Origin of the sequence: Leptolyngbya sp. GGD (genome assembly GCF_026735145.1) — a bacterium.
GTDB lineage: Bacteria > Cyanobacteriota > Cyanobacteriia > Leptolyngbyales > Leptolyngbyaceae > Leptolyngbya > Leptolyngbya boryana.
Map to the genome: position 1 here is coordinate 348,288 of NZ_JAPQKE010000003.1, position 16,962 is coordinate 365,249.

A 16,962-nucleotide genomic window follows, 5' to 3' on the forward strand; every position below is an offset into this window, starting at 1 on the left:
TATCCCTTTTGATTCATCAAATCTATGAGTTTTCTTGCGAAATAAAGCCATTAAGTTTGTCAAAACTTCATCCTTGAGCGGGAATAATCATGAAGTATTTAAAAACTTACCGGGAGTCTCTGTAGTCTCCTGTAAGGGTGAAATGAAGGCTCATCAATCATTAGTTATCAAATCTGTTTGAGTGGAGACGGATGTGTTCTTAGGTTTCTATTGGCTGCGCAATTTTTACCATGATGCGTATGACTACGGCTACGAGTTGTTTCGAGGGATCACTAAAAATCCAAATTGGCTACTGATGCGGAAGTTAGGACGGTTTGGTGCAGTGCGATCGCTGATCCATCGGTTCAGATCCCGTGCAAGCGTGATCGCTCGATTTTCAGGCGAGTCTGCGTTTCCCGAAACTGCTCCTGAGACAGTCGTGCAGTCTTTAGTCAAGGACGGAATTTACTTAGGTTTGAATTTGCCGCCGGATCTGCGCGAAGACATCATTACTTATGCAAAGCAGTACCCTTGTTATGGCGATCGTAAACCGGAATATGGCTTTCACTACACCCGCAAGCGAGAAGCGCAACAATGGTATCACCGGGCATTTGTCACGGCGCACTATTTCAATACGGTGGAGAATTGTCCTGCGATCGAGCGGTTGACTCAAGATCCCACATTGTTGTCGATCGCAGCAGAGTATTTAGGAACCGAGCCAATTTTGATTAGTAGTCAGCTTTGGTGGAGCTTTGCAACAGAAGCCTCTTTACACGCTCGTCGTAAAGCAGCGCAACTGTTTCATTACGATCTTGATGATTACCGCTTTATCAAATTCTTTTTCTATCTCACGAATGTCGATTCACTCACGGGTGCTCATGCCTGTATTCAAGGCACGCATCGTCGAAAACGATTTGCTCACGAATGGGTGAGAAAGCGATTTAGAGATTCTGAGATTGTTGAGACTTACGGAATCGATAAATTAGTGACAGTATGTGGCAATGCAGGGTTTGGGTTTGCCGAAGATACCTTGTGCTTCCACAAAGGAATGCCCCCGATTCGCCACGATCGCTTAATGCTACAAATCGAATTTGCCACGCACGATTACAAGATGCAGTCGGATCAAGTCGATCCGCAATCGCTCTACGTTTACTCAGCTTATTTAAAGAGCGATCGGGCTTTGGATCGAATTGTAGATTAGTACAGCACGATCAATCTGATGGGAGATAGGGAGAGGGTCTGAAATTAAGGTTATTGCCCCGCATCTCCCTACTTTGCACAATGAATGCAGGTGACGAAGTCACCCTTTGATTAATCGTTGATCCTGCCCGTTAACGGCGAACTCGCACTTGCATACGCCTTGACCGGAATTCGACCTGCTTGATATGCCAAACGACCGGCTTCAGCAGCTAATCCCATTGCCCGCGCCATTGCTGCCGGATTCGCTGCTTGAGCGATCGCGGTATTGATCAACAATGCGTCCGCACCAAATTCCATCGCTTGCGCTGCCTCACTGGGAGTCCCAATCCCTGCATCTACTACGACCGGAACCTTGGCATTCTCGATAATGATCTGAATGTTTGCCGCATTCCGAATCCCTTGACCTGAACCAATTGGAGACCCCAATGGCATCACGGTTGCGCATCCTACCTCTTCTAATCGCTTGGCCAGCAGTGGATCTGCATTGATGTAAGGCAGGACGGCAAAACCTTCTTTCACCAATTGTTCAGCCGCTTCTAGTGTGCCAATGGGATCAGGGAGAAGGTACTTCGCATCAGGAATCACTTCGAGTTTGACGAAATTATTGTCTTCTTGTCCCAACAGTTTCGCCATCTCACGCCCCAAGCGTGCCACTCGAATCGCATCTTCGGCGGTTTGGCAACCTGCGGTATTCGGGAGCATCCAAATCTTGTTCCAATCGATCGCTTCCGCGAGTCCTTCATGTCCAGGAGCCTGCGTTTGTACGCGCCGCACAGCGACTGTGACAATTTCACAGCCACTCGCATCAATACTTTGACGCATCTCATCGAAATTGCGATATTTTCCAGTTCCAGTCATCAAGCGGGAGCGAAATTTGCGTCCTGCGATGATTAAACTGTCCTCTAAATTCTTGTCTAGGGGTTTTTCTAAAGTTTGCATAATGCTGCCTCGATCGCGGATTGCGGATATCCATTATGCCGAAAATTGCCCCCTCCCAAACCTAGAGAATCTATGAAAACCGCGAATAATGGAAAGCTTCTAGGCGAGAGTCAGACTTTTGCGTGAGGACAAATTGCGCGATCGCACTACCCGTAATCGGAGCCAGTAAAATGCCATTCCGGTAATGCCCAGTTGCCAGCGTCAAATTTGTATAGGGACTTTCGCCCAAAATCGGAAGTTCATCCGGCGTTGCAGGTCGGAACCCTGACCAAATCTCTTGCAATGCAAAGTTCTGGATCGGGGGGTAAAGTCGTATGGCCTTTGCTAACAACGTGTGAATGCCGATCGCAGTATTGCCTCTCTGAAATCCAACATTCTCGCTAGTTGCGCCGATAATAATGCGCCCATTCTGACGCGGCACAATGTAAGCGTCTCCAAACAACACATGTTGCAAGGGCAGCCTTGCAGGGTCGGGAACTTGCACCGCAAGCATTTGACCTTTTCTGGGAAAAACGGGAATCGGCAGCAGTTCTTGTGCCCAAGCTCCGGTTGCCAGAACGTAATGATCGGCTTTCCAAGTTCCCTGATTTGTCTCTAGATAATTAATGTTGGTATCAAATGCAAATCGCTCAACATTGATTCCGGTTTGAATTTCGACTCCTAGCTCTTTTGCTGCTATCCACAGCACTTTTGCTAGCGCGCGATTATCCACTTGCGCGTCGTGCGGGAACCAGTAGCCTCCAACGACTTCTTCACCAAGGTCTGCTTGATGCGCGAGTAGGCTGGCTCGATCGAGCCATTGATCATGGGCACTGAGTTGATACCGTGGTGCAAGAATGCCACAAGCCCAATATCCAGCATTCATTCCGGTTAAAGATTCGAGCTTATGAATCCAATCGGGGTAGCGCGCCCGACTCTCTAGACAAAAATCGAGCATCGGACTGGGCGGAAGTTCTTCTGCTTGAGGCGCGAGCATTCCTGCTGCTGCATGAGTTGCCCCTTCAGCAAAATCGCGGCAGAGAATGGTCACTGCCGCGCCTTGAGATTTAAGTTCGATCGCGATCGCGAGTCCGATAATACCGCCACCGATGATCAACACCTCACGTTGCATCGATTACCAAGCTCCTCGAATTGCGGGTCGTGTTGTGGCTCCGCTCGGTCTGGTTGTGCTGCCTGTCGAAGTGCCTGAGTTAGCAGTACTCGTTCCCGGAGCATTTGCCAAGTCTCCAATCGTGGAAGAACCATTCCCCGATGTTGTTCCATTCGGATTTAACGGCTGAGTTGTTGTCGGAGGGTTGAAGTTCGCGATCGTGGTGCGCGAGGCATCCAGATCTGAGATGGGAGGACGATCTTGGGGAACTTGTGCTGCCACTTGATTGATTGAGCGATCGCTAAAAGGTAAGGCTCCTGCAATTCGCAAAATCCATAACAATGCGATTAAGACCAATCCCCCACCCACAATTCTTCCAGTCGGATTCATAACACTTGCCTGACGTAATGTTTCTTTTCTAGAAAGCCCGATCGCGGGCAAAAAACGCTCTTTGTGTAAAGTATAGCGCTAGGGTTTGCGCCCCAATAATTGTACTGTTCTATGATTTTATCGCTCTAGCCAAATGGAGCGACTCTTCTAATCTTTTGAAAAGTCCAGGATAATGAGAAACCCGCCAGTTTGAGGATGCACTCATGCGCATAGCCTTGGCGGGTTTTGTTACTTCTACTGTGCTATTCAGCGATCATGATGTCAATCTATCGTTAACGCTGAAGCAGGCATTATTCCCATTGAATCGCGTCATCTTGTCCCCAAAATCCACTGTGTTTTGTAACCCGAATATCACCTAACACGCGAACTTGGCAGGCTAAACGGCGAGATTTTTCAGGATTGTGGGGTGGCAGAGAAAGGCGAGTTTTTTCGCGCCATTCCATCGGCGAAACTTCTCCTTCAATTTCAACTGAACAGGTTCCGCAAGTTCCGAGGCCGTGACAGTTAATCACAGTAGAACCGCCATTGTAGAGATCAATCCCGTTTTTGAGCAAAACTTGACGTAAATTTGCACCGGATTCACATTCAATCGTCTTTCCCTGGGCTGTAATTTGCGGCATTTCGCACCTCGTTGAATTAAGTTTTGCAAATGGTCACTCTGGAAGGTTTCTCAGTCTTTCAGAATAGGAAGCTGTCTTAATTTTTTTAGAGTCAAACGTATGACTCCAATCTCTTTATCGATTTACGATACAACATTGCGCGATGGTGCTCAGCGAGAAGGGATTTCATTTTCAGTCGAAGACAAGATCCGCATTGCGCGAGAACTCGATCGACTCGGGATTCCATTTATCGAAGGCGGATGGCCCGGAGCAAATCCCAAAGATGTGCAATTCTTCTGGCACCTCAAAGAGCAACCGCTGAGTCAGGCTGAAATCGTTGCGTTCTGCTTCACTCGCCGTCCTGGAAAGACGGCTGCAACTGATCCAATGTTGCAGCCGATTTTAGCAGCCGGAACAAAGTGGATCACGATTGTTGGCAAGTCCTGGGATTTGCATGTCACCGAAGGCTTACAAACTACGCTCGACGAAAATCTCGCGATGATTCAAGACACGATCGCGTATCTCAGAAGCCACGATCGCCAAGTGATTTATGATGCAGAGCATTGGTTTGATGGTTATAAGCACAATCGAGAATATGCACTTGCAACCTTGAAAAGCGCGATCGCAGCAGGAGCAGAATGGATAACTCTCTGCGATACCAATGGCGGAACATTACCGCATGAGATTGAGCAGATTGTGAGAGATGTGAGAAATGCATTTGGAGATGTGAAAATCGGCATCCATCCGCATAATGACTGTGATTTGGCGGTTGCAAATGCGATCGCGGCGGTCAATGCTGGCGCAACCATGGTTCAAGGCACGATCAACGGCTATGGTGAACGCTGCGGCAATGCCAATCTTTGCTCGGTGATTCCGAACTTGCAGTTGAAATTAGGCTATGACTGTTTACCCGCTGAGCAGCTCGCGACGCTGGCTCAAGTCAGTCGCATTGTCAGTGAGGTCGCAAATCTTGCGCCAGATGATCATGCAGCATTTGTCGGATTGTCTGCATTTGCCCACAAAGGCGGATTGCATGTCAGCGCAGTGCAGCGTAATCCAATTACTTACGAGCATTTGCAGCCAGAACTGGTAGGGAACGGTCGGCGAATTGTGATTTCAGAGCAAGCCGGAATTAGTAACATCCTGGCAAAAGCAAAATCTTTGGGATTCAATCTCGATCGTCAAGATCCCACCTGTCGGGAGATTCTTGAATCGTTGAAGCATCTAGAGCAAGATGGCTATCAGTTTGAAGCCGCAGAAGCGAGCTTTGAATTGCTGATTCGGCAGGCTTTGGGAGAGAGAAATGCACCCTTTGAAGTTCGAGGATTTCAGGTGCATTACGACATGATGGCAGAGGCAGCCCCAACGCATAGTTATTGTGGACGCGCGCGATCGCTAGCAACGGTGAAAGTTGCGATCGCAGGCAAAGAAATTCTGGAAGCCGCAGAAGGGAATGGACCTGTTTCTGCTTTAGACGCAGCCTTACGCAAAGCCTTGATCACGGTCTATCCTGAGATTGAAACCTTTTACCTCACAGACTACAAAGTTAGAATTCTCGATGGTGCAGCGGGAACTTCCGCCAAAACGCGTGTGCTCGTTGAGTCAAGTAACGGTGTTCAACGTTGGGCAACGGTAGGAGTCTCAGGAAATATCCTGGAAGCGTCCTATCAAGCTGTCGTTGAAAGTTTAGAGTATGGGCTATTGTTGCAACAACGTGCTCAATCACCATTGCCTAGTAGACTTCTTGCATAGTTTGCTTTGGCGGATTTCATCCGCAGGGTCTAGATGCGAGGCTTTAGAACTTGCATAGACATATCCCTGTCAAGGGATTGCAACACGATCGATGCACCCTACGATCGACTATCTTGCTAAAATTGGAGGGCATCCAATTCTGGTTTCATAAGCAGTACAACTGCTTAGAAAATACGGGGCGCATCTTAATCTAGAAATAGATTCAGGGTAGATTTACGGATCGGGAAATCAAGAAACAATAAATTTCAATGCTTCCCGGTGTATGTACGGCAATCCGAAAGCGAATTGTTGAAACGACTTGTCAAAAACTCAAAAAAGTAAGCTAATATTAGTAGCTGGAATGGCAATGCGCCGTAAGAAACAGACACCTCCTCAGTGATATGTCTTCTGGCTGTAGCCCGTATGCAACATTTGTACAACTCAATTGAATTTTGGTAAATCAAAGGTATGAACCTACAGGTTGCTCATCCGATGGAGAAGTTGCAGCGTCAAGTTCAAAAATTAGTGGACTCGAAGCTGCTGAAGCCAAATGATAGTCTTTGGAAAATCGCACTGCTTTATGGGGATGATTGGAGCTTTTGGAAACAAGAATTAGAAGCATTCGAGTTTTCAATGAAAGATCCGGTCAGTGAACTATTAGCGGTTGAGAGTTGGGAAGAAGACTAATTTGTTTGAAACGGGCGATCCATTTGAGTTTCGCCCGTTTTGCTATAGATATGATTTTGCAGATTGCAGATCAAATTCGATCGCGGTTTCAGTCTCCACCTTTTCTAATTGGCATCTCTGGCTTTGGCGGCTCTGGAAAAAGTACGCTTGCTAGAGAACTCGCTCAACAATTAGAAAGCGTTGAGACTGTTTCGATCGACGAATTCTGGCTTCCCGATTGCAATGTTCTATCCGAAGATTGGATTGTGTTCGATCGAGATCGACTCAGACAGCAAGTCATTATTCCAGCCCATCAAAATCAGCCCATTACCTATCAAGTCTTCGATTGGGAACAAGGCAAGTTAGGAAACTTAAAACAGCTTCCTAACTCAAATTATTTGATCATTGAAGGCATCAGCGTACTCCATCCAGATTTATGCTCCTATTATGGGTTCACAATCTGGGTTGATTGTCCTTTGGAACTCGCTCAGGCTCGCGGTCTAAACCGGGGAAAGACAGAATACAACATTGATGAATCCGAAATTTGGATCAATTGTTGGACACCCAACGATCGTGCTTATTTCGAGAAATATCGTCCTGACTTAAAAGCAGATTATCTCTACCGCAACTGATCCAAATTGGGGCGAACCTTAGCTCGAACTGCGATCGCGGTAATATTGTCGTGCCCATTGTATTGATTTGCCAACTCAATCAAATTCGCGACACTCTGATCCAGATTGGTCTGCGAACTCAACATTGGGTCAATATGACTTTGCCAATACGTTTCCAGCAGATCATTATCAGTTAAGCCATCCGATGCCAGAATGAGCACCATATCTTCGTTAATTTCAAAGAACTGCACATCTGGATTCACAAAATACTCGTCCCGTGGTCCTAATGCCTGAGTCAGTTGGTAGGCATCTGGGCGACCGTATGCGATTTCAGGCTCAACGCCTCGTAGAATTTCGCGTTGTCCCACTTCATGATCGAGCGTCACTTGTTGCAAGCCGAGCTTGCGGGTATAGCGATACATGCGACTATCTCCGACATGCGCGACTGCGGCTTCCGTATCTTGAACCAGCAGCATGACTAGAGTCGTCCCCATTCTGCCACTGCCTGATTTTAGTCCTTCCTGATTGACGTTATAAATCGCCTTATTCGCCTGCTGAATCGCATCCCGAATGACATCTGCCGCAGGCAACTTGGCAGGAATTTTGCCTGCATCAATCTCGCGCCAATATTGCCGGAAGAATGCTCTGAGAGAATCCAGTGCCATTTGGCTTGCCACTTCTCCACTGGCATGTCCGCCCATGCCATCGCACAGGATGTACAGCCCACGTGCTTTCACTAATCTGCCTGTAGGAGACTGTACCTTATCAATGATTGCATCGATCCCGAAGCAATCCTCGTTGTGAGTTCGCTGCCGTCCAATATCGGTTCGACCTGCATCGTCAAGGCTAAACAATAGCATCGGCAGCACGATCGTGGGCATATCATCGCCTTCTGAATCTGGCTCCGAATCGGCAAATACCGTGACGATCTCTTCAGGTGGAACTTCGGAGTTGGGAATCGGAGCTTGGGGAAAATCGGGCACTTGTGGGTCAGACATGATCTCAATCTCAGAGTCAATTAAATCAGCTTGGGTTTCTTGGGCGATCGCTTTTAGCCGTGATCTTAATTGGTCAGGTGTGGAAACAGATTCGGTACAGAGATCAGCAATCAGGAAATGCAAAGACGCAGATTGAGTCTGAGTCAATTGAGCAAGCAGTGTTTGCCAGATTGTACCCAAGTTTCGCAGGGTCGGCGCAGTTGCGCTGTTGGGTAGCAGTTGTTCGAGACACAGCAGGTGATCTTCATCGAGTCGAAGATTGGGCAAACTCAGCAAGCTCTGAGTCAGGTGATGGGGTTCGAGAACTTCCCAGAGATCCACCATTTCATAAAACCAATGCAGAATTTGCAGCATCGGAATTTGCTTATTGTGCTTGAGAAAGGTAGCGAGTTGAGTGAACTGAGATCGCGCTTCTAACACCAGAAAGTCTCGCTCTTCCTCATGCCAGGCGTTGTAAAGCAAGGGCAGAATTTGATGTAAGTAGGGTTCTAATTCGAGATAAGGTACGGCACTCGTTGGCGGGACATCAATCATCGCAGGTTTGAGCGGTTCGCGATCGAGAACTTGAATCAGCGATTGGGTCGCGTCGAGAATTTGATAGCGTGACTCAAGTTGCCAAGTCCCTCCTGGAGGAATGACTGCTAGCGATCGCACGGTTCCCGTAATCGCGCCGCATTTTGGGCATTCATAAGTACTCCAATCGACCAGTGCATCACAATTGGGGCAGGGTTTTTCAACTAATGAAGTTCCGCACGCCTGACAAAAGTTATGCTCTTCTGGGTTCTCAAATTGGCATTGAGGGCAAACCAGCATTCCAAATTCCTCGGTTCCCGATCGGGAAGTTTTCTCAATCTTACTCAGTCTTTTTCAGGGTGTAGCAATTTTAGCCTACGTTGTCTCGGTTCGGGTGGGGGGAGTGGGAGTGGGGAAGTAGGGGATAAATTCTTTTTCCTACTCCCCACTCCCTACTCCCTACCTCTTCTAAATCAACCTTCATCATTTAAAATGAATAAACCTTTTTACAGGCGTATGATTTGCCATGACTACTGCTGCTCCCGCTAAAACTCAGTATGAAGCGATTATCGGTCTTGAAACTCATTGCCAGTTAAACACTGAGACCAAGATTTTTTCCGATAGCTCAACCAAGTTCACCACTGATCCGAACGTCAATATCGATCCTGTGTGCATGGGAATGCCAGGGGTATTGCCCGTTTTGAATCAGAAAGTGCTGGAATATGCAGTTAAGGCTGGGCTAGCGTTAAATTGCCAAATTGCACCCTACAGTAAGTTTGATCGTAAACAGTATTTTTATCCTGACCTACCGAAAAATTACCAAATCTCACAATACGATTTGCCGATCGCAGAACATGGCTGGATCGAAATCGAACTGACCGACAACAAAGGGAAACCGCTGTTGGATGAAAACGGCAAAGCGAAGACAAAACGCATTGGGATCACGCGACTGCATATGGAAGAAGATGCAGGCAAACTGGTGCATGGAGGCAGCGATCGACTGGCGGGATCAACCTATTCTCTGGTTGATTACAACCGCGCGGGTGTGCCTTTGTGTGAGATTGTCTCGGAACCCGATCTGCGTACCGGATTAGAAGCGGCTGAATATGCGCAAGAAATTCGCCGGATCATGCGCTATCTCGGAGTCAGCGATGGCAACATGCAGGAAGGCTCACTGCGCTGTGATGTGAATGTGTCCGTCCGTCCGATTGGGCAAGAAGAATTCGGTGTGAAAGTCGAGATCAAGAATATGAACTCGTTTAGCGCCATTCAAAAAGCGATCGATTACGAAATTGAACGGCAAATTGCTGCGATCGAGAACGGTGAAAAGATTGTTCAAGAAACTCGATTGTGGGAAGAAGGCGCACAACGCACGATTAGTATGCGGATCAAAGAAGGATCCAGCGATTATCGCTATTTCCCGGAACCTGATTTAGGTCCGATCGAGGTTGCTCCGACGCAATTAGCAGAGTGGAAATCTCAACTGCCGGAATTGCCGAATCAGAAACGGCATCGGTATGAAGATGAGTTAGGGCTATCCGCTTACGATGCGAGAATCTTGACCGAGGACAAAGCGATCGCGGACTATTTTGAAGCAGCGATCGCAGCGAAAGCAAATCCCAAACTGGCAGCTAATTGGATTATGGGAGATATCAGTGCTTATCTAAATCAGGAGCGACTGAGTATTTCTCAATTGGCATTGCAGCCTGAAACCTTGGCGGAATTGATTGCCCTGATTGAAGACGGCACGATCAGTAACAAAATTGGGAAAGATGTCTTGCCAGAATTACTGACCACAGGTGGCTCGGCAAAGGAACTGATCGAGAAGAAAGGACTGATTCAAATTTCAGATACGGGCGCGATCGAAGCAGCGATCGATGCCGTTCTGGCAGCGAATCCGAATGAGCTAGAACAGTATCGCGCCGGGAAGACGAAGCTTTTAGGATTCTTTGTGGGTAAGGTGATGAAGGAAACCGGAGGACGGGCAGATCCAAAACTGACCAATCAACTCTTGGCAAAGAAGCTGAATCAAGGCTAAGGTGAAGTCGCAATTTGATCAGGCTCTAAGTGCGATTTGTACTCAGTAGACACATCAAACTCATCATTGTGCTTGCTTCACCGCAAAAACACTGATTTTTGTGAAGCCTTATCGAAAGATCCATGTATTTTTTACGAAGATCCGCTGAGAGGGGTTTTACCCCTCACCCCATTAATGGCATACTGTGATAAGTAGATGCACCCTGATGACAGGGGGGACTCGCCAACCGCGACCCTCCTTTTTTCTTTTTAAAGTCGAATTCCGAGTTGACTTGCAAAGGAAATCAGAAAATGGAACCTGAGAGAAGCGTCTGATTTCCTCGCCAAAACACTAGCCTTCCATCATAACTCCCGATATAATCGCGGTTCAGGAATTAGAGAGAGGGCTACACTTCATGGCAGACTGGCAGCAAATCTCAGGCGGTATTACAGCACCTAAAGGCTACAAGGCAGCAGGAATTACTGCAGGACTCAAACCCTCCGGCTTACCCGATCTCACTCTCATCGTCTCAGAAGTAGACGCGATCGCGGCTGGAGTTTTCACTACAAGTCAAGTCCGCGCCGCTTGCGTTGATTACTGTCGAGAACGTCTCCAAACTAAATCCACCACTCGCGCGATTCTTTGTAATGCAGGACAGGCGAATGCTGCAACAGGCGCACAAGGCATGATCGATGCGCTCGAAAGCGCTCAAGCAGTCGCGCAAGCTTTAAATATTTCCTCGGATATGGTGTTGCTCGCATCAACAGGCGTGATCGGTCAACGCATTAAAATGGATGCGCTGAAATCAGGTATCCCGAATCTGGTTGCGAGTCTGAGTGAAACCGGAAGTGATGCGGCTGCAAAATCGATCGTGACCACAGATTTAGTCACGAAATCGATTGCTTTAGAAACCACGATCGGCGATCGCCCTGTTCGGATTGGTGGAATTGCGAAAGGATCGGGAATGATTCACCCGAATATGGCAACGATGTTAGCATTCGTCACTTGTGATGCAGCCGTGTCTTCTCATCTGTGGCAGCAAATGTTAAGTCGAGCTGCCGATCGCAGTTTTAATCAAATTACTGTGGATGGTGATACTAGTACGAATGATAGTTTGATTGCTTTAGCGAACGGTCAGTCAAGAACGCCTGCGATTACGGAAGCAGGAGCCGAAGCGGATAAATTAGAAGCGATGCTGACAGAAGTCTGTATTCATTTGGCAAAAGCGATCGCGAGAGACGGAGAAGGCGCGACTTGTTTGATTGAAGTTCAGGTGTCGGGTGCAAGTGATGATGAATCGGCTCGGAAAGTTGCCAGAACGATCGCGGGATCTTCGCTAGTTAAATCTGCGATTTTTGGACGCGATCCGAATTGGGGCAGAATTGCGGGAGCAGCAGGACGAGCAGATGTGATTTTTGATCAAGAAGAGTTGCAGATTACGCTTGGTGAGTTTGTGTTATTAAAAGATGGTCAGCCCCAATCGTTCGATCGCGTTGCGGCAAATGAATATTTGAAGCAACAGGCAGCGAAGAATTTAGACGGCGATCGCCAAGTTTTGGATCAGCCTGTGGTGATTGGAGTCAAGATTGGCAATGGTTCAGGCAGTGGAAAGGCTTGGGGTTGTGACCTGAGTTATGACTATGTAAAAATCAACGCGGAGTATACAACCTGATCAAAGGGTTCCGCAAATGGGCATTCCAACAATGGCACTTCCGAATGGCAAGCGAGTTTGCTACTTGCGGAAACAGGAAGTGCCTGTTGTTTATGGACAGGTTCAACAATACGTTCGGAATGGGATTGAGCTACATCCAGGCGACACGTTGTTTGATGTTGGGGCAAATATTGGGTTATTTAGCCTTTGGGCGGCTGAGCAGTGTCAAAACGATTTACAGATTTATGCATTTGAGCCGATTCCAGAGGTCTTTCAAGTTTTAAAGCGCAATGCACAACTGCTGCCACAGAACAGGATGAAGGTGTTTGAGTGTGGACTCGCGCAAGCATCGAAATCGGTTGTATTTGATTACTATCCAAATCTAACCATTCTCTCGACGGCTTACTCTGATTCTTGGGAACAAACCCGATCGACGATTCGCCAAACGATCGCGACTTCACTTGCCAACCCATCGGATGATGAACCCGCTGATATCACTCTGTTACGACGATTTCCATCTTTTTTGCGATCGCTGCTGGTCAATTTCAAGTTGAATCAGCTCTTACGGGTCAAGTCGGTTCGTTGCCAGATGCGATCGCTGTCTGACATCATTCGCGATCACGACGTTCAACAGATTGATCTGCTGAAGATTGATGTTGAGGGTAGCGAATTAGATGTGCTCCTGGGAATTGAATTACAAGATTGGCATAAGATTCAGCAAATTGTAGTTGAAATTCACAATCGAGCGCAGCGAGTTGACCAAATTGCTACGTTACTCAAACAGCAGGGCTTTAGCAAAATTACGATCGAGCAAGAACCCATGTTTCAAGATACAGAGGTCTTTAATCTGTATGCTATTCGTTAGATTACTGCGATCGCAGTTGTGCTTCTAAGGCTTTGCCAATTCGATCTTGTGCTTCTTCTAAATGAGCTTTGGTGTAAATGTCTCGATCATTGACTTTCCGCATGGCTCGATCGATCGATTTCTGCAATTTTCTCAATTCATAGCGCGCGACCGTGCGAGCATCTTCAGGAACCTCAACTTCGCGCAGAATCATCGAAATCATGGCATTCATGTACTGCCGTTGCAGTGCCCGCCGCAATCCTGAGAGTTTGAGATTATCTTTGGGATTGGTCACTTCTCCCCAAATGCTCGATTGCAGACTGTCAAACAAGTCAGGAATCGTCAGTGTCGGTTGTCCTGCTTGCACTCGCAATTCGGAATCTCTGAGACGAGCTAAGCGATCGTAGTTCAGCAGGTCATACAAAACAATGCTCTGCAAAAACAGAATATTGTCATGAATCGGATAGTCCAGGTTCGAGGTTGGCTCACTGCCCCAATGTGCCCAGCGAGAAGGTGCTAGCTTATTCAGCAAATCCGGCGAAAATCGGAAAGGCTCTTCACTAAAAACATACTGATTAATCAAAGCTAAAGCTTGGCGTTGTTGCTCAACGGAGACTGGCTCAAAGGGTAATCTCCCCTTGGCATCTCCGGCTTTGAATCGGTTGAAATACTGTCCACCAATGTATTCTGGTAAAAAGAGCGAGTACTGGAAGTAGTAGTCAAGTACGGCATTAAAAGCAACCCGCACTTCATTAAAACTATCTCCTTCGACTGGAAATCGCTGGTTGACTCGATTCCACATTTCTCGCGCATTCGTTAGCTGCCACTGCGCATAGGTGAGTAAATCTCCACTGAGATCGAAGACATTGACTTTTGGATCAAGCGTTGTCACGTCTTCATCGGTTGCATAGGCAAGCTCAGGAGTCGGAGCACGTTGAGCGATTTTATCGAGTTCGCGCTTTTCGGCTTGGGGAACTTTTGCATCGATCGGGGTGTAGCCGTATTCGATCGCCCATTCGTCGTAGGCTCCAACTCGATGGGTAAAGTAATCGCCTTGCTTTGTACCGAGGGGCGCAAGATTCACAGGTGCGTAGTCCATCACAGAAGCCGTTAACCCGCGCTGCTGTGTAATTGCGGGATTGTTTAACTCTTCTGGTTTAAGCATTGCGCTCGCATGGAAATTGTGCCGCAGTCCTAGAGTATGACCGACTTCGTGAGCAATCAATTCACGCATGAATTCTTGAGCAAATGCTTTGCGCTCAGGGCTGCTTGGCAATTCATTTTGCATAATTCCTAAAAACATATTGCCGACAGCAAATTGTTTAGCAGTATCGACGCCAAAACATAGGTCTTGATAGTTGCCGAGATGAGATCCGAATCGCAAGCGAGGAATCGGTTTCTTTTCTTGTGCTTTGGCTGTTTGTGCCAGCGATCGCGCTGCCATACCATAGTTACAGAGGTTAGCATTCCCGACTAATTGCGACACGAAAGGCGCTGTTCGCATTTGGTTTTGCTCAACCAAAGTCCGATAGTCTTCTTTCATGACCCGAGTAAAGTCGGCAGACACCATGATGTCGGCATCGAGAATCTCACCGGTTAGCGGATTGACGCGCGATGGTCCCATTGCAAAGATGGCATCATTACTATTGAACCAGCGAATCGTATTGTATCGGACATCTGCCGGATCCCAATCGGCTTGATCGGGCATTTGTTTCACTTCGATCGCATCTTTAAATCCAGCTTTCTCAAAGGCTTGATTCCAGAACAATGCTCCATCTCGAACTGCATCGCGATACTCTAATGGCACGCTGTTTTCGATCCAAAATACGATCGGCTGTTTGGGTTTCGACACAGGAGCGGCTGGATCTTGCTTTTGTAAGTTCCAGCGATTGATATAGCGAACAAAAGGTCGTCTAGAATTGTCGTTTGTGAAATCTTTGTAGGCAGTAATAAAGTAGCCGATGCGATCGTCAGCAAGCCGAGGACGATAGCCGTTATTTTCTGGCAGTTGAGACAAGCTATAGCGAACTCTCAGCGAAAAAGCTCGACTGTCCGGCAACGTGTTGATGTAAGTGGGTGCATCAACACCTTTATCTCCGCCTGTAAAGCCAAACACAGATTCGACTTCCACATTTTGAGGGAATGCTTTGACTGTTTCAAAGTACGAAGCGCTTGCTTCTGGACTGTAAGAGCCGCCTAATGTTGCAGAGAGAACGGGTAACAATCCAGGCAGATCAGAGAGGAGTAATGGATTGAGTTCGACTAAAAAGCTTTTGCGCTCGGCATGGATACTCCGAATCGGCAAAGACTGTAGCACAGAGTCGCTAAACGATCGCTGAATTGATCGCTCAATCGGCAGACCGCGCTCGGCTCGGAAGTAAATATTTGGAACGACAAATTGAATATTGTTGTTGACTCGCCGGAAGGTGAAGAGAAAATCTCCGATCGGTAAACCGCTATAAATTCCACTCTGTCCGATGCCCGATTCGAGTGTCATCGTAGCCAGATAGTTGCGCTCTAGCTGATCGGGCAGGATTTCCGCAAACAGTTTCCCGTTTTTCTCATTGCGGTAGAGCGTGAATAATCCTTTGATCGTTTTTGTTTCTTTGATCACATCGTCAAACGGTCGAAGCTGCGATCGATCTGGCTCAGCAGTCGGTTTCTGGGCGGGTTTAGCGGAGGATTGACCCATACTTGGGACAATCCAGGGAATGCTAGCTGGCAACATCACTAACATTAACCCCAGCAGAAAAGCCAGGAACCTTGATGCTCGTTTCATTCGTGCGCTCTACTCTTCGGACAACCGTGGACGATGTTCGATCGATACTATCCCGCTCTTACGTACTTGAGTGGGATCAATCAAAAATTTAAGAGATTTTTAATCTCACTTACGATACACGGTTTAGCCCAGATTGAGCATGAACTTCTGAGCATTAACTTCCAGTTGAACAGTAATACCGCTCGCCAATTCGCCACAATTTGAGTGAGACCCCTAGGAAAATAAAGCCAGCGATCGGAGAAACATAACACACCCACAACGGGACTGAAAATTCAGCAGCTTTATTTAAAACAGCGAGCAGCGGAAAGTAGCTGACACAAGCGAGCGGAATCAAAAAAGTAAAGAATCGCTGGAACCATTTGCGATAGATCGAAAACGGATATTGCGCCGTTTCGACTCCGCCGTAAGTAAGGATATTCATGATTTCGAGCGATTCAATTGTCCAAAAGGTCAGCGTCGCCTGCACAATCACAATTCCAACAAATAGCGCAATACTGCCGAGCCAAGCGGTAAAGAGCAGCCATACTGTAGACAGAGATAAAGGAATCTGCAAAGTAGAGAGCGACCAACCTAGCACCGCTAATCCTTGGAGTAGGCGACCCATTCGCTTTAAGGTAAATTCCGTTCCGAGAAGTTGTAAAACCGTCGATCGCGGACGTAGCAATAAGCGATCGAATCCGCCGTCTCGAATCAGTTTGCCAAACAGATCAAAACCTCGCGCGATCGCATCGGCACAGGCAAACGCAGTGTTAACCGTGCCATAGAACAGCGCAACTTCAGCCAGTGTCCAGGTTCCAAGTTGGTTGAAGCGATTGAACAATGTCCAGATAGCAAAGAACTCGATCGCTGTTCCACCGAATTGTCCGATCAGTTGCAGTAAGAAAGAGACTTTGTACTGCATTTGAGCTTGAAATGAGACAGAGATATATCGTAAGTAAAGCTGTAAAGCATTCAT

General features: G+C 47.3%; 14 protein-coding genes. 7 read left to right on the forward strand and 7 right to left on the reverse strand.

The window, feature by feature from the left end; genetic code table 11:
* Nucleotides 1-193: 193 nt before the first annotated feature.
* Nucleotides 194-1,180 (forward strand): hypothetical protein, encoded by a 987-nt coding sequence (locus OU814_RS16570; RefSeq protein ID WP_268184403.1) that lies wholly within the window; start codon nt 194-196, stop codon nt 1,178-1,180.
* Between the two features lie 110 nt (nt 1,181-1,290).
* Here the strand turns inward: OU814_RS16570 and OU814_RS16575 are convergent, their stop codons facing one another.
* From OU814_RS16575 to OU814_RS16590, 4 genes are all read right to left on the reverse strand, one after another.
* A complete protein-coding gene (locus tag OU814_RS16575) occupies nt 1,291-2,118 on the reverse strand; it encodes a thiazole synthase (RefSeq protein WP_017287832.1) in 828 nt (275 codons plus the stop codon).
* A 70-nt stretch (nt 2,119-2,188) separates the two neighbouring features.
* The gene (thiO, locus tag OU814_RS16580; RefSeq protein ID WP_017287833.1) at nt 2,189-3,229 is read right to left on the reverse strand and encodes a glycine oxidase ThiO; all 1,041 of its coding nucleotides are present in this window, start codon (nt 3,227-3,229) and stop codon (nt 2,189-2,191) included.
* Between the two features lie 3 nt (nt 3,230-3,232).
* Nucleotides 3,233-3,598 (reverse strand): hypothetical protein, encoded by a 366-nt coding sequence (locus tag OU814_RS16585; protein WP_017287834.1) that lies wholly within the window; start codon nt 3,596-3,598, stop codon nt 3,233-3,235.
* A 290-nt stretch (nt 3,599-3,888) separates the two neighbouring features.
* A complete protein-coding gene (locus OU814_RS16590; RefSeq protein WP_017287835.1) occupies nt 3,889-4,218 on the reverse strand; it encodes a 2Fe-2S iron-sulfur cluster-binding protein in 330 nt (109 codons plus the stop codon).
* Nucleotides 4,219-4,317: 99 nt separating this feature from the next.
* Here OU814_RS16590 and cimA point away from each other — a divergent pair, with 99 nt between their 5' ends.
* From cimA to OU814_RS16605, 3 genes are all read left to right on the forward strand, one after another.
* Nucleotides 4,318-5,949 (forward strand): citramalate synthase, encoded by a 1,632-nt coding sequence (gene cimA, locus OU814_RS16595; RefSeq protein ID WP_268184406.1) that lies wholly within the window; start codon nt 4,318-4,320, stop codon nt 5,947-5,949.
* A gap of 447 nt (nt 5,950-6,396) precedes the next feature.
* Complete coding sequence (locus OU814_RS16600; protein ID WP_017287837.1) at nt 6,397-6,615, forward strand: DUF4327 family protein; 219 nt, start codon at nt 6,397-6,399, stop codon at nt 6,613-6,615.
* A 50-nt stretch (nt 6,616-6,665) separates the two neighbouring features.
* Complete coding sequence (locus OU814_RS16605; RefSeq protein ID WP_268184409.1) at nt 6,666-7,226, forward strand: uridine kinase family protein; 561 nt, start codon at nt 6,666-6,668, stop codon at nt 7,224-7,226.
* Here the strand turns inward: OU814_RS16605 and OU814_RS16610 are convergent.
* Complete coding sequence (locus tag OU814_RS16610) at nt 7,214-9,016, reverse strand: serine/threonine phosphatase (RefSeq protein ID WP_268184411.1); 1,803 nt, start codon at nt 9,014-9,016, stop codon at nt 7,214-7,216. The two genes, OU814_RS16605 and OU814_RS16610, sit on opposite strands and share 13 nt — an antisense overlap.
* Before the next feature lie 226 nt (nt 9,017-9,242).
* Here OU814_RS16610 and gatB point away from each other — a divergent pair, with 226 nt between their 5' ends.
* The 3 genes from gatB to OU814_RS16625 all read left to right on the forward strand — a co-directional run bounded on the left by gatB (nt 9,243) and on the right by OU814_RS16625 (nt 13,249).
* Entirely contained in the window at nt 9,243-10,754 is a 1,512-nt protein-coding gene (gatB, locus tag OU814_RS16615) for an Asp-tRNA(Asn)/Glu-tRNA(Gln) amidotransferase subunit GatB (protein WP_017287840.1), read from the forward strand.
* A 394-nt stretch (nt 10,755-11,148) separates the two neighbouring features.
* Nucleotides 11,149-12,405: a bifunctional ornithine acetyltransferase/N-acetylglutamate synthase gene (gene argJ / locus OU814_RS16620; protein WP_017287841.1), complete on the forward strand. Its 1,257-nt coding sequence runs from the start codon at nt 11,149-11,151 to the stop codon at nt 12,403-12,405.
* Between the two features lie 16 nt (nt 12,406-12,421).
* Nucleotides 12,422-13,249: an FkbM family methyltransferase gene (locus OU814_RS16625; RefSeq protein ID WP_268184414.1), complete on the forward strand. Its 828-nt coding sequence runs from the start codon at nt 12,422-12,424 to the stop codon at nt 13,247-13,249.
* Nucleotide 13,250: 1 nt separating this feature from the next.
* On the opposite strand, the gene OU814_RS16630 is transcribed toward OU814_RS16625, so the two are convergent.
* On the reverse strand, nt 13,251-16,007 hold the full coding sequence (locus OU814_RS16630; protein ID WP_268184416.1) for a zinc-dependent metalloprotease: 2,757 nt from the start codon (nt 16,005-16,007) through the stop codon (nt 13,251-13,253).
* Between the two features lie 154 nt (nt 16,008-16,161).
* On the reverse strand, nt 16,162-16,962 hold the full coding sequence (locus tag OU814_RS16635; protein WP_268184418.1) for an ABC transporter permease: 801 nt from the start codon (nt 16,960-16,962) through the stop codon (nt 16,162-16,164).

Bases quoted from the DNA above. Each gene is read 5' to 3' on its own strand.
- OU814_RS16575 (WP_017287832.1), bottom strand. From the start codon at position 2,118: ATGCAAACTTTAGAAAAACCCCTAGACAAGAATTTAGAGGACAGTTTA.
- thiO (WP_017287833.1), bottom strand. From the start codon at position 3,229: ATGCAACGTGAGGTGTTGATCATCGGTGGCGGTATTATCGGACTCGCG.
- OU814_RS16585 (WP_017287834.1), bottom strand. From the start codon at position 3,598: ATGAATCCGACTGGAAGAATTGTGGGTGGGGGATTGGTCTTAATCGCA.
- OU814_RS16590 (WP_017287835.1), bottom strand. From the start codon at position 4,218: ATGCCGCAAATTACAGCCCAGGGAAAGACGATTGAATGTGAATCCGGT.
- cimA (WP_268184406.1), top strand. From the start codon at position 4,318: ATGACTCCAATCTCTTTATCGATTTACGATACAACATTGCGCGATGGT.
- OU814_RS16600 (WP_017287837.1), top strand. From the start codon at position 6,397: ATGAACCTACAGGTTGCTCATCCGATGGAGAAGTTGCAGCGTCAAGTT.
- OU814_RS16605 (WP_268184409.1), top strand. From the start codon at position 6,666: ATGATTTTGCAGATTGCAGATCAAATTCGATCGCGGTTTCAGTCTCCA.
- OU814_RS16610 (WP_268184411.1), bottom strand. From the start codon at position 9,016: ATGCTGGTTTGCCCTCAATGCCAATTTGAGAACCCAGAAGAGCATAAC.
- gatB (WP_017287840.1), top strand. From the start codon at position 9,243: ATGACTACTGCTGCTCCCGCTAAAACTCAGTATGAAGCGATTATCGGT.
- argJ (WP_017287841.1), top strand. From the start codon at position 11,149: ATGGCAGACTGGCAGCAAATCTCAGGCGGTATTACAGCACCTAAAGGC.
- OU814_RS16625 (WP_268184414.1), top strand. From the start codon at position 12,422: ATGGGCATTCCAACAATGGCACTTCCGAATGGCAAGCGAGTTTGCTAC.
- OU814_RS16630 (WP_268184416.1), bottom strand. From the start codon at position 16,007: ATGAAACGAGCATCAAGGTTCCTGGCTTTTCTGCTGGGGTTAATGTTA.
- OU814_RS16635 (WP_268184418.1), bottom strand. From the start codon at position 16,962: ATGAATGCTTTACAGCTTTACTTACGATATATCTCTGTCTCATTTCAA.